The organism is Vibrio sp. RW (assembly GCF_027587105.1).
Lineage (GTDB): Bacteria > Pseudomonadota > Gammaproteobacteria > Enterobacterales > Vibrionaceae > Vibrio > Vibrio toranzoniae.
Genome location: NZ_JAPPTM010000014.1, coordinates 64,933 through 78,399 on the forward strand (window position 1 = coordinate 64,933; position 13,467 = coordinate 78,399).

General features: G+C 43.9%; 12 protein-coding genes. 9 read left to right on the plus strand and 3 right to left on the minus strand.

Annotated elements, in window-relative coordinates:
* The first annotated feature begins 163 nt into the window (after positions 1-163).
* Entirely contained in the window at positions 164-2,014 is a 1,851-nt protein-coding gene (gene sppA / locus OCT63_RS13705; RefSeq protein ID WP_269983887.1) for a signal peptide peptidase SppA, read from the plus strand.
* A 110-nt stretch (positions 2,015-2,124) separates the two neighbouring features.
* The gene (gene ansA, locus OCT63_RS13710) at positions 2,125-3,141 is read left to right on the plus strand and encodes an asparaginase (protein WP_269983888.1); all 1,017 of its coding nucleotides are present in this window, start codon (positions 2,125-2,127) and stop codon (positions 3,139-3,141) included.
* A gap of 160 nt (positions 3,142-3,301) precedes the next feature.
* Here the strand turns inward: ansA and OCT63_RS13715 are convergent, their stop codons facing one another.
* Complete coding sequence (locus tag OCT63_RS13715) at positions 3,302-3,583, minus strand: YeaC family protein (RefSeq protein WP_017056471.1); 282 nt, start codon at positions 3,581-3,583, stop codon at positions 3,302-3,304.
* A 114-nt stretch (positions 3,584-3,697) separates the two neighbouring features.
* Here OCT63_RS13715 and OCT63_RS13720 point away from each other — a divergent pair, with 114 nt between their 5' ends.
* Positions 3,698-4,504, plus strand: coding sequence for a DUF2989 domain-containing protein (locus OCT63_RS13720; RefSeq protein WP_269983906.1), 807 nt, complete (start codon positions 3,698-3,700; stop codon positions 4,502-4,504).
* Positions 4,505-4,651: 147 nt separating this feature from the next.
* Here OCT63_RS13720 and msrB read toward each other — a convergent pair whose 3' ends face one another.
* Positions 4,652-5,089, minus strand: a complete 438-nt coding sequence (msrB, locus tag OCT63_RS13725; protein WP_269983907.1) for a peptide-methionine (R)-S-oxide reductase MsrB — start codon at positions 5,087-5,089, stop codon at positions 4,652-4,654.
* 319 nt (positions 5,090-5,408) lie between these two features.
* Between msrB and gap the strand changes: the two genes are divergently transcribed.
* Positions 5,409-6,404, plus strand: a complete 996-nt coding sequence (gene gap, locus OCT63_RS13730; RefSeq protein ID WP_017059382.1) for a type I glyceraldehyde-3-phosphate dehydrogenase — start codon at positions 5,409-5,411, stop codon at positions 6,402-6,404.
* Positions 6,405-6,646: 242 nt separating this feature from the next.
* A complete protein-coding gene (locus OCT63_RS13735; RefSeq protein WP_269983889.1) occupies positions 6,647-7,531 on the plus strand; it encodes a D-hexose-6-phosphate mutarotase in 885 nt (294 codons plus the stop codon).
* Positions 7,532-7,632: 101 nt separating this feature from the next.
* Here OCT63_RS13735 and OCT63_RS13740 read toward each other — a convergent pair whose 3' ends face one another.
* Entirely contained in the window at positions 7,633-8,601 is a 969-nt protein-coding gene (locus OCT63_RS13740) for a nucleoside hydrolase (RefSeq protein WP_161687042.1), read from the minus strand.
* A gap of 205 nt (positions 8,602-8,806) precedes the next feature.
* On the opposite strand from OCT63_RS13740, the gene rlmA reads away from it, so the two are divergent.
* The 4 genes from rlmA (at position 8,807) to OCT63_RS13760 (ending at position 13,283) form a co-directional block, all read left to right on the plus strand.
* The gene (gene rlmA / locus OCT63_RS13745; RefSeq protein WP_269983890.1) at positions 8,807-9,622 is read left to right on the plus strand and encodes a 23S rRNA (guanine(745)-N(1))-methyltransferase; all 816 of its coding nucleotides are present in this window, start codon (positions 8,807-8,809) and stop codon (positions 9,620-9,622) included.
* A gap of 75 nt (positions 9,623-9,697) precedes the next feature.
* Complete coding sequence (locus OCT63_RS13750) at positions 9,698-10,657, plus strand: ChaN family lipoprotein (RefSeq protein WP_060467300.1); 960 nt, start codon at positions 9,698-9,700, stop codon at positions 10,655-10,657.
* Positions 10,658-10,931: 274 nt separating this feature from the next.
* Complete coding sequence (locus tag OCT63_RS13755) at positions 10,932-11,285, plus strand: hypothetical protein (RefSeq protein ID WP_269983891.1); 354 nt, start codon at positions 10,932-10,934, stop codon at positions 11,283-11,285.
* 111 nt (positions 11,286-11,396) lie between these two features.
* Positions 11,397-13,283: a BCCT family transporter gene (locus OCT63_RS13760; RefSeq protein ID WP_161672279.1), complete on the plus strand. Its 1,887-nt coding sequence runs from the start codon at positions 11,397-11,399 to the stop codon at positions 13,281-13,283.
* The last annotated feature ends 184 nt before the right edge of the window (positions 13,284-13,467 follow it).

The window sequence follows — 13,467 nt, forward strand, 5'->3', positions numbered from 1 at the left end:
TCTAAAGGTCAATAGACCCTATACTTAATGAGAATATATATCGATAAACTATTCTTGGTGTAGTTTGAGCTTGGGAATTATCGTAGGATACTAAGCAGCTTAATATTATGAGATTAATGGTTTACGGCTTGTTCAGGCAACGTTATCTCACCGTGGAGAAAGAATGAAAAAAATATTCAAATTTATCGGTATGATTTTTAAAGGGATTTGGAAGCTCATTACGTTTGTACGTCTTGCGCTTGTTAACATCATCTTTTTACTCAGTATCGCCATCATTTACTTTGTATACTTCCACTCGACTACGACTAAGCCGGTCGTTCCACAACAATCGGCTTTAGTACTTAACCTATCGGGTCCAATTGTAGAACAAAGCCGTTATATCAACCCGATGGACTCCGTAACAGGGTCATTGCTTGGTAAAGACTTTCCGAAAGAAAACGTACTGTTTGATATTGTTGAAACGATTCGCTACGCCAAAGACGATGAAAACGTAACGGGCATTGTATTAGCGCTTAAAGAGCTACCAGAAACCAATCTAACCAAGCTTCGTTACATTGCTAAGGCACTGAACGAGTTCAAAGCAGCTGGTAAGCCGATTTATGCGGTAGGTGACTTTTACAACCAGAGCCAATACTACCTAGCGAGCTACGCGACTAAAGTATTCTTGTCGCCAGATGGTGGTGTCCTTCTTAAAGGCTACAGCGCTTACTCACTTTATTACAAAACCTTATTAGAAAAGCTAGACGTGAACACCCATGTGTTCCGAGTAGGCACTTACAAGTCTGCAATCGAACCTTTTATTCGTGACGACATGTCAGATGCTTCCAAAGAGTCAGCGTCACGTTGGTTAGGCCAACTATGGGGTGCGTACGTCGATGACGTGACCAACAATCGCCAAATAGATGTTAAAACTCTAAACCCAAGCATGGAATCATTCTTGGAAGACCTTGAGTCAGTAGACGGTGATATCGCAAAACTAGCAGAAAAGCTTGGCTTAATTGATGAGCTAGCGACTCGCCAGCAAGTACGACTCAAACTTGCAGACGTGTTTGGCAGCGACGGTCAAGACAGCTACAACGCGCTTGGCTACTACGAATACCGTGCAACGATGCTTCCAGACCTAACAAGTGAATCGCATGATGTTGCTGTAATTGTTGCCAGTGGTGCCATTATGGATGGTAAGCAACCACGTGGTACGGTTGGTGGGGACACGACTGCCGCACTACTTCGCCAAGCTCGTAACGACGACAAAGTGAAAGCCGTCGTACTTCGAGTAGACAGCCCCGGTGGCAGCGCATTTGCTTCAGAAGTAATACGTAATGAAATAGAAGCAATCAAACAAGCAGGCAAACCTGTTGTCGTGTCTATGTCTAGTCTTGCCGCTTCTGGTGGTTATTGGATCTCTATGAGCGCGGACAAAATCTTAGCTCAACCAACCACACTAACGGGCTCGATTGGCATCTTCAGCGTTATCACGACCTTCGAAAAAGGACTAAATGACATTGGTGTTTACACTGATGGCGTTGGTACATCACCCTTCTCCAATCTGGGTATTACGACAGGACTAAGTGATGGTGCTAAAGACGCTTTCCAAATGGGCATTGAAAATGGTTACCGCCGTTTCATCAGCTTGGTTGGAGAAAATCGCGGCATGGACATTGGTTCCGTCGACGAGATCGCTCAAGGTCGAGTATGGACAGGTCAAGATGCGATGCAGAGAGGCCTAGTCGATGAAATTGGTGATTTTGATGATGCGATTGCAGCGGCAGCTTCACTTGCCGAGTTAGAGACCTACAACATTTACTGGGTAGAAGAGCCTCTTTCAGCAACTGAACAATTTATTCAAGAATTCATGAATCAAGTTCAGATGTCGATTGGTCTTGATATTCAATCCATGATACCAAGCAGTTTACAACCAGTTACTCAGCAGTTAGCTCAAGATAGCCAACTGTTAGGCAGCTTTAACGACCCACAAGGCCGTTATGCTTTTTGCTTAAACTGCCAAGTTCAATAAGCTAAACCAATAACCAAGAGGCGCCTCTGTGTTAGGTGCCTCTTTTTATTGCATGATAATTCGCTATAATCGCCCCCCTGTTCCCTACATCACACTAAGTATTAATCGCTATGGAAAGAAAACACATCTATATCGCGTACACTGGCGGCACAATTGGCATGCAGAAGTCTGTTGATCACGGTTATGTCCCAGTCGCAGGTTTCATGGACAAGCAGCTAGCAGGCATGCCTGAATTCCATCGCCCAGAGATGCCTGAGTACACCATTCATGAATACTCTCCGTTAATGGACTCTTCAGATATGACGCCGCTTGATTGGCAGACTATCGCTGATGATATCCGGGCGAACTACGATAAATACGATGGTTTCGTTATCCTGCATGGCACAGACACTATGGCTTACACCGCATCTGCGCTGTCGTTCATGTTAGAAAACCTAGGCAAGCCTGTGATTGTAACGGGATCTCAGATTCCACTCGCAGAACTACGTTCAGACGGACAAGCAAACCTACTGAACGCACTGCACATCGCGGCGAACTACCCTATCAACGAAGTGACACTGTTCTTCAACAACAAATTGATGCGTGGCAACCGCAGCACCAAATCACACGCTGATGGCTTCAATGCGTTTACCTCCCCAAACCTGACCCCATTGCTAGAAGCGGGTATCAACATCCAACTTAGCAATAACGTAAAGGTAAACGAACAACCGGAAGGTGCTTTCAAGGTTCATAACATTACTCCGCAACCTATCGGCGTCATCACTATGTACCCAGGCATCTCACACGAAGTGATCCGTAACACGTTACTACAGCCTGTTAACGCAATGATTCTGCTTACTTTTGGTGTAGGCAACGCCCCACAAAACCCCGAACTGCTTCAGCACCTAAAAGAGGCCTCAGAGCGAGGTGTCATTGTGGTGAACTTAACTCAATGCTTGGCGGGTAAAGTCAACATGGGGGGTTACGCAACAGGCTGTGCCTTAGCGGAAGCAGGTGTAATCAGTGGTTACGATATGACCCCAGAAGCGGCACTAGCGAAGTTACACTATCTACTAAGCCAAAACTTGAGCTACGAAGAAGTGAAGACTCAGATGCAACAAGTGTTACGTGGTGAGATGAACTTATAAGATTGTTAACTGTTCGTTGATCCAAGACCTTGATGTGAATCCTGTCTCTTCACGATAATCAAAAGATTTTAACGTGAACTAAGTCGTTTTATTGCTTACAAATAAACAACTTAACAATAAAAGGGATGGCACAGTGCCACCCCTTTGTTGTAATTTAAGATTAATGATTTGGGTTAACCCTAACAATATCTTCTTGGTCTGATTTAAACTGTTTCTTTAGTTCAGACTTAGATTTAAAACTCATCTCACCGCCAGCTGCAATTGTCATATGTTGAGCTTCAGAGTTATGTTTAGATTGGTATAACATAACCGCTTGCATACACGAATCGCGCTGTTCTTTTGAGAGCACCGTACCTTCTGGCCATTTACCCGTTTCAACAGCGTAAGTTAAACGTTCGTAGACTTCGGGAGTCATTGCGCTAAGAAGTTGTTCTGCATCCATGGTAAAGGCCTTAGTTTTAACAATTTTCACCAGAAAATAACCCGTAACAGAATTGAGTCAAGAACCTGACCGAAAATAAGTGTATTTGATCACAAGTGAAGGAATATGAAAATTATGAAATGGTTGGCGGTTGGCATATTGCCTCTCACTTTAGTTGGGTGTCTTGAAGGGAACAAAAACACCGATCAGTTGTGCCAAAGCAACCCGGCGTTACAGTGTGAGCAATTGAACATGAATGACGGTCAATGTCGCGTTGCGCGTACCGACCTTATATGGCATCGATTTGAAGTCCAAAAACAACCAACCGAAACCAATAAGATTAAAGAATTTAAACTGGTCACTGCCTATAAGAAATGCCTAGAGCTTGCCGCACAGATCGAGACGATTGACCAATCCAAACTTCAAGAACGCCGCTTTACTTCTTTAATGCACAGCATTGAAGAGTCTGAACGCATTGTTGAAGAACTCGCTCAATCAAACACGCCTGAAACACTCTACTTTTTGTGGTCACAAACTGGCGACATCAGTGCAAGGCGCAGTTTCTTACAGTTAGAAGGAAAAGAAGCCTTAAATACCGCAGAAATGCAATATGCCTTAGCGACTTTCTATACCACGAGAGATCATGCTAAAACGTTAAAATTGCTCAATAATGCCCTGACATTATCTAATGGTTCAATCGTTAATACTGAAATCTTCAAGTCTATGGCCAGCATCAACCACAGTCTAGGTCACATGGAAAAAGCGTACGTGTGGGCAATGGTAGCTAAAGAATTTAATGTACCGATAGCATCTGAAGCGGAGTTGGCTGTTCTTTATCGTTTCGCCAAGCCAAAATACAAACAGTTAAACAAAGACGCTGATAAAATTGTCGAAGCCATTGAAGATGGAGTTTACAGCTCTTCCGTAATCCCAAATTATTGAGCTTGCCGTTCCCACATATTAAAAATAAAAACAGCTACCATGATGGTAGCTGTTTTTATTTGTACTAGAGTTAACTCTGTAATATGAGTCGTTCAAGGTTCCTTAATCGACAAATGCGATCTGTAAGGATTAAACAATAGTGACAAGTTATTTCGTATTTTTGTCATTTTTGTTGAAAATTAACGACACCGAATTAACACAAAATCGCTCACCGGTTGTCTTCGGACCATCAGGGAAAACGTGACCTAAATGGCTATCACAAGCAGTACAACGGATCTCTACACGTTTCATTCCGTGACTTAGATCTTCTATATAGCGTACGGCTTCATCCGTCACAGGGGCATCAAAACTAGGCCAACCGCACCCAGAGTCGTATTTGTTATCCGACAGAAACAAAGGGCTTTCGCAGCATGTACAACTATAGATCCCCATCTCTTGGTTGTGTAGTAACTTACCGCTATATGGTGCTTCAGTACCACGTTGACGACACACTGCAAACTCGTCGTCTGATAGGCGCTCACGCCAGTATTCATCAGGCTTTATCATATTTTCTTCCTTTTGAATCACGTTAATATATCTCCACATTCTCATTTATTATATTTACTTTTTTCTATAAAGGCTTGCATGTAAGTCATTTTGTAGCACATACTTTCTCACTAGAAAACATTGTACATATACACTCATAAATGAATCATCATTTAGGGGTATTTTACCCAACTGGAAGGGTACAGAGCCATTCGCAATGGTCAATTTTCAACCACTTACACCCAATTGTTAAGAAAAGCGGCGCTTTTTTTTGACTTTAAACAAGTTAAGTCGGATTATCTATTGCAGATGTATACTGGATTCTGTAATTTTACTACCAGTTATCTTTAATCAGAAATTAAGTTGTGGAGCAACTACAATGACTATCAAAGTAGGTATTAACGGTTTTGGCCGTATCGGCCGTTTCGTATTCCGCGCAGCTCAAGAGCGTGCAGACATCGAAGTAGTAGGTATTAACGATCTAATCGACGTAGAGTACATGGCATACATGCTTAAGTACGACTCAACTCACGGCCGTTTCAACGGTACTGTTGAAGTTGAAGGCGGTAACCTAATCGTTAACGGTAAAACTGTACGTGTTACAGCTGAACGTAACCCAGAAGATCTTAAGTGGGATGCTATCGACGTAGACGTAGTTGCTGAAGCAACTGGTCTTTTCCTAACTGACGAGACTGCACGTAAGCACATCACTGCTGGTGCTAAGAAAGTTGTTCTTACTGGTCCTTCTAAAGATGCAACTCCAATGTTCGTAATGGGCGTTAACCAAGCATCTTACGCAGGTCAAGACATCGTTTCTAACGCTTCTTGTACGACTAACTGTCTTGCACCTATCGCTAAAGTACTTAACGATAAGTGGGGCATTGAGTCTGGTCTTATGACTACAGTTCACGCTACTACAGCAACTCAAAAAACTGTAGATGGCCCTTCTGCTAAAGACTGGCGCGGTGGCCGTGGTGCTTCTCAAAACATCATCCCATCTTCAACTGGTGCTGCTAAAGCTGTAGGCGTTGTTCTTCCTGAACTAAACGGCCTTCTAACTGGTATGGCTTTCCGTGTACCAACTGCTAACGTATCTGTAGTTGACCTAACTGTTAACCTAAAAGAAGCTGCATCTTACGAAGAAATTTGTGCTGCAATGAAAGAAGCTTCTGAAGGCGAAATGGCTGGCGTTCTAGGTTACACTGAAGACCAAGTAGTATCACAAGATTTCATCGGTGAAGTTCAAACTTCAGTATTCGATGCTAAAGCTGGTGTTGCTCTAACTGACAAATTCGTTAAAGTTGTATCTTGGTACGACAACGAAATCGGTTACTCAAACAAAGTTCTAGACCTAATCGCTCACATCTCTAAGTAATTTCTTTTTAGAAATCGCTTTAGATAAGCATTAGCGAAGACTGTTTTGAGCAGACTTTGAAAAAGGCGACCTTAGTGTTGCCTTTTTAATACCTGCTATCTTTTAAACCGCATCTATCTAAACTCATCAAGATAGCCCAAACGCAAAATTCAATTCTAATACTTACTCTGCTTGTTACTCATGAAAAATCAAGCATCACTCTAGTCAGCATTTGAATTCAATTTCCTTAGAAGGATCATGTAATGGATTTATCTACTCTACCTGCACTAGCGGTACTTTCTGATAACGTCACTATCGTTGAACACGAAGGTGTAAAACTGGTTCGCGTTATCCACGATAAAGCAAACGCTGCGATTTCGTTGTTTGGCGGTCATGTCGTGTCATTCCAGCCACAAGGTCAAGAAGACCTGGTTTGGATGAGCCAACAAGCTAAATTCGACGGAAAAACGGCTCTACGTGGCGGTATTCCGGTATGTTGGCCTTGGTTTGGTCGCATTGCAGCACCTGCTCATGGCTTTGCTCGTTCAAGTGAGTGGCAATTGGTTGAGCATCGTGAAAGCGAAGCGGGTGTGATAGTAAGCTTAGGTCTAAAGCCAAACGAAGAGACGCTGGCAGTATGGCCCCATCAGTTTGATGCACGTCTAAATGTTGAGATTAGCGATGAGCTGAAAGTAACTTTGGATGTGAAGAACACTGATTCGCAGCCATGGACTTTCTCTGGCGCGCTGCACACTTACCTAAATGTTGGCGATATCCACAGCACAACGACCACTGGTATGGGCGCTGAGTACATTGATAGCTTGCAAGGTGACAAGATCTGCCAAGGTGGATCTGAACTGGTACTGACCGACACGATTGACCGTGTTTACACACAACCAGAAGCGCAAATCTATATTGCTGACAAGAAGCAGGATCGCACGCTAACAGTTGAAAACCACGGTCATAACTCTGCCGTACTATGGAACCCTTGGGCTGAAGGCGCTGCAAGTATGGGCGACATGCAAGACGACGGTTACCTAACCATGCTGTGCGTAGAATCAACACTGCATGCACCAAGCCTAGAAGCAGGAAAAACGCTACAGCCTGGCGAAAATCACCAACTGATTACGGTGATTGCCGCTCAGTAAGCGACTCAATAAGAATATTTAAAGGCCGGCTCATCCGGCCTTTTTTACAGCTACTTTTTTAAGCGACTTATTGACAATACTATGATGGCTATCAATTAGCTTTACTGCTGTGAATAGTGAACTAAAGTTTCTCGATAGAGTGACAGTAACGCATTGTCGTCCACTTTAACGCCGACTTTTTGAGCAGGGAACGGGCTCCACTCATCATTCATATATTTACGTTGGTCACCTTTCTGAATTGTCATCCCTTCAGCTGGGCCATCAGTCACGACTCTGACCGAGCCACTACGACAGGTAAACAGAGATGGTTGTATAACATAAGCAATCGCTGAAGGGTCATGAACATGACACCCTTCCATGCCTACTTTTTCGGAATAGAACTTTAAGTAGTAACGGCTGACATCCCAGATGAACTGTCCAACCTCCCCAGCTTCGTCTCGCAAATCATCTAGGTATTGGCGAGTAAAAAAGCTCTCCTCAGTAACATCAAGACCGATAATCACAACAGGCCATGAGGCAGTAAATACCTTGTCGGCTGCATGAGGGTCATCATGGATATTCGCTTCAGCAAATGGAGTCACATTACCTCTATGGTCATTTTCACCGAACGCGCCTCCCATAACGACCACTTCTTTTACCAAATCGACAATTTCTGGGTCGGCTTCCAGAGCGAGTGCGAGGTTAGTAAGAGGGCCAACCGCCACAAGAGTAACCTCTCCCGGTTCAGCTCTAACACTGTCGACAATGAACTGATAAGCTGGCTTATCAATCGCTGTGACATCTAACGAACTTGGCGCTTTTACATCACCAAAACCTTCCTCGCCATGCACAACAACCGTGGCTCCAACGGGATCTCTGATTAAGGGTTTATCCGTCCCCTTAGCCACGAGCGCGTTCATACCAAATCTCTGCTTCAAATAGAGAGCATTCCGAGTACCGTTGTCTATCGTCGCATTACCATAAACCGTGGTGATGCCCATCAGGTCAATATCCGGGTGCGCTTCTGCAAATAGGATTGCCATTGCATCATCGATGCCCGGATCTGTGTCTAAGATGATTTTCTTTGTCATATCAGCTTCTAATTAAACAGTAGGAAGGAGGGAACGATACCCATAAAAAAATCAGATAAACGTGATCTAAACCTAATGCTATGATTTTGATTGAAATAGTACTTAAACTCATCACTCTAAGAGCGAATGTTTTCGTCTTTTTATTTAGCCTGATGCAGACCTTTTTGGTAGAATTTGCGCCCAACTCTATGCCCCTGAGAGCGTCATGACTTACCAATGCCCTTTGTGTCACCAACCTTTGTCTCAACACGATTGTACGTTTAAGTGTGAAAAGAACCATCAGTTCGACCTAGCGAAAGAAGGCTATGTCAATTTGATGCCAGCACACCACAAACGCTCAAAAGATCCAGGTGACAATAAAGAGATGATGCAGGCACGTCGTCGCTTCCTGGAAGGCAACCATTACCACCCAATGCGCCAAGCGGTAATCGGCTTATGCTCAAGCTACCTGCCAGACTCTGATCCTAGCCTGTTGGATATTGGCTGTGGCGAAGGGTATTACACCAACGAAATCGCGTTGAATCTTCAAAATAAAAACAGCGCTATTTTTGGCCTAGATATTTCAAAGATTGCTATCAAATACGCCGCTAAGCGCTACCCTGCTGTCGACTTTTCTGTTGCTTCTAGTCATCGTCTCCCCTTTGCTGAAAACAGCTTAGATGGCATTCTGCGCATTTACGCGCCATGTAAGGCTGAAGAGCTGCAACGTACCATCAAAGATAATGGCGTCGTGATCACTGTGACACCAGCCAGTCGACACTTATACCAACTGCGTGATGCGATTTATGATGGTGTTCGCTTGCATGACGAAGATCCAGAAGTGATCGAAGGTTTTACGCTTGAGCACCAAGAGCAACTAAACTATGTAATGGAACTATCGGGATCAGATGCATTCGACCTGCTACAGATGACGCCGTTTGCTTGGAAAGCGACTGAGGAATTTAAACAACAACTCACCGAAGCTGAGCAATTCAACTGTGAAGCAGACTTTATGCTAAGAGTGTATCGCAAACACATTTAATTGATATTGATTATCGTTTGCATTGAAATCTCATCTTGCCTCCTTTAGTATGCGTGTTCTTCAAGGAGGCATTTCATGCAACGTATTATTCTTATCGGATTAGCTACCCTGCTCACGGCTTGTGCTAATCAACCTTCAAACAGCACTTCTCAAAAAGTGGCTAACACGCAAACGGAAACCATTTCCACATTCTATGATTACCAGCTTGCTTCTCCACAAGGTGAAACGCTTTCTCTCAATGCTTTACCTGAGCAGTTGATTGACGCTGATGTGGTTCTTATTGGTGAATGGCACACTCACTCGGCAATCCATCGCTTTCAAACCGACTTCTTAAAAGCGCGCCGCAACGCCACATCAAACATTGCGCTTTCAATGGAACAGTTCACTCGAGAACACCAAACCACACTCGACCAATACTTAAGCGGTAAAATTGGTGAACAAACTCTCATGTCTCAAGCGGCAGCTTGGCCAAATTACGAAAGTGATTACCGCGCGTTAGTTGAGTTCGCAAAAGCCAACGACGTCGATGTTATTGCGGCAAATGCACCAAAGCCATTTGTTCAGTGTATTGGCCGTAAAGGATTGTCTTACCTAGACCAGTTATCGACCGAGCAACGCCAATGGATTGCTGCCGAAGTGGATACTGGTGATAGCCCTTACAAAGAAAAGTTCATGGCTTCGATGCATCACGGCACCCCAGAGCAAACAGAAAAGCAGTTTGCCGCTCAGGTAACGTGGGACGAAACCATGGCAGAGTCGATTGTGGATTACCTAGCGTCGAATCCGAATAAACAAGTAATTCATGTGGCTGGCAAGTTCCACACCGAGGGTGGTTTAGGGACGGCAGTATCGATTCTACGTCGTAACCCTGATTTGAAAGTGGTCGTTATCAGCCCTATTGAAGAGTTATCAGCGGATACGAGCGACTACCAACTAAAAGTACTTTCGCCTCCCGCTCGCTTTGTTCAAAAAGAGAACCGAATGAAGGCATACAAGCACCTATCTAAACGCGGTTCTGATCTCAAGTGCGACTAAATACATTCGCAATCCAGCCTTAAGCTTTATTTAAGTTGAAGTCTGATAAGCGAGAAACCTGGTAACCTAGAAGTCTGGCACGCTAAAAGTTTGTTCAATAGCGCTCTAAGTTAAATATTAATATCGGCATAGGAATTGCTTAATTACCAAGCGGTTTTGATTAAGCAGAAGAAAATGTAATGTGCGAATAAAAAGCATCACTATCGATGATTAATTGCACAAGTTTTTCACACCTCTGCCGATACTATATTTAAGGATAGGTAAGGAGAGCGATATGACGCCAGTAGGAACGAGTAACACTCAGCTGTATTCACCTTCGCAAATGAGCGCACAAGCTAAAAGCAATGAAGCTGAAAAGCCTGCACCTCTTAAGGTTGAGCAAAATACCGTGAAGCTTTCTGATGAAGGCAAAGCCCTATTATCTGTCCTTAAAGAGATCGATAAAGAAGCCAAAAAGGTCGAAGCTGAAAACGCGACCGTTACCGATAAGGTTGAGTCATTTGCTCATGGCGCTTTAGGTATGGATCACCCAGATAAGATTGAAGAAGAGGACGATGGTTCTTATTCTGCAGGGCAATACCTGTCCGCAGCGGCAACCGTTGGTGGGATCCTTCTCGCTCTGGTTTAACGCCCTCCCCTCATGAATTAAATCTATTTGTTGTTACGACAATAGATTCGATTTGCCCTAAAAAATGAGTTCACTCCATAATTCCTCTCTCATTTTAATGGAATTATGCTCGTGAAAAACGCTTTTGAGCTTATTGATAAGCCAACCTTCTTTGGTGCAATTGCACTCCTACTCACGATAGTTTTCCCGCTCATTTTGTTCCCGACTCAGGGCGCAGACTGGATTGCGGTTGCAAAAACATTCATGACAGATCAGCTTGGATTTCTCTATCTTGCTTTAGGTCTCGCTGCCTGCGCATTTATGGTTTACGTTGTCTTCAGTGATATGGGACAAATCAAACTAGGAGAAGCTGATGAAGAGCCTGAATTCAAAACAGCATCATGGGCTGCAATGCTATTTTGTGGTGGTATCGGTGCAAGTATCCTGTACTGGGGCTGTATTGAGTGGGCTTACTACTACCAATCACCTCCTTTCCAACTAGAGCCGGGCAGCGAAGAGGCGGTTCGCTGGGCAGCAACTTACGGTTTGTTCCACTGGGGACCTATTGCTTGGTCTATCTATCTAATCCCTGCAATTCCTATTGCTTACTTTTTCTATGTTCGTAAACAGCCCGTTCTAAAGATCTCTAGTGCGCTGATGCCTGTTCTTGGTGAGCACCGCAGTAAAGGCGTACCTGGAAAAATCGTCGATATCCTATTCATTTTCGGCCTACTTGGCGGTGCGGCGACAACATTAGGTTTAGCAGCCCCTCTTATTACTGAAGGTCTGAACCACCTATTTGGTCTACCTAAAAATAACCTAACGCAAGTGATGGTGCTTTTAGTGTGTACTGCGATTTTTGCTTACTCATCTTATGCAGGATTAGAAAAAGGCATCAAGATTCTAAGTAATATCAATTTCTGGGGTGCGATGGGTCTACTGGTTTTCGTGTTGATTGCGGGTCCAACCATCTTCATGCTTGAAACTGGTTTAGATTCAATTGGTCGCCTACTGTCTAACTTCTTCGTGATGGCGACATGGGCAGAACCATTTGGAGGTTACGGTACCTTTGAAAACACCCACTTCCCACAAGACTGGACCATTTTTTACTGGGCATGGTGGTTAGTATTTGCACCGAGTATGGGTCTGTTTGTTGCGCGTATCTCTCGCGGCAGAACCATCAAACAAATGGTGTCAGGTTCTATCTTCTTCGGTTCACTAGGGTGTTTCTTGTTCTTCATGATCCTAGGTAACTACGGATTATCACTACAACTTTCCGGTGAACTCGATGTGGTTGCTATCCTGAATGCCGAAGGCGCAACTAAGGCCATTTTCTCGATGCTAGCGCAACTGCCGATGAGCACTCTAGTTATCGCGGTATTCACTCTGCTTTGTATCATCTTTACAGCAACGACGTTTGACTCTATCTCATACATCCTTGCGTCTGTGGTTCAAAACAATGTGACTGAAGAACCAATGCGTTGGAACCGTATGTTCTGGGCATTCACTCTGTCGTTCTTACCAACGATTCTGATGTTCTTAGGTGGTTTAAGTACACTACAAACCGCGGCAATTGTCGGTGGTTTACCGTTGCTTGTTATTTCTGTGATGCTGATGATCTCAGCAGTTCGTGCGACTCACCTCGACCTGCGCCACCAAGATGCGTACATCGAACCAACGATTAACATCGAAGAGTTGCCAGACATGGATCCATGGTCTGCAGAAGGTATGGCACTCGCTCAGTTTGAGAAAGAAAGAGATGCAGCACAAGATGCCGCTGAACTGGAGCGTATTGCATACAAAGAACTTGCTACAGTGAAGAAAGAAATTCGCGCTTATGTGTTAGAACAAGGTTCACAAATGGAAACTCACGAATTACCAGAGAATCTGCAACAAGCACTTGAGCAGGCCGAGAGTAATCTAAGTACCGCACAAGCTAAGAAGATCGAGTTATCTGAGCAAGCTCAGAATGCTCGAATTGCATTCAATCAAGTGGTTACGCAACTACCACTTGCTTAACATTAGCCATAACGTCGTCCATTTACTTGGACACTCCTAAGTAAGCAAAAGGCTCACCGAAACGTGAGTCTTTTTTTATGTTCTCTCAGAACTTTGAGTTATTACTCAAATTTATAATTATGAAACAAATGTGAAACGACTTTGACATGTTTTGATGTTCTAATCATCCGGCTTATATGAAAAG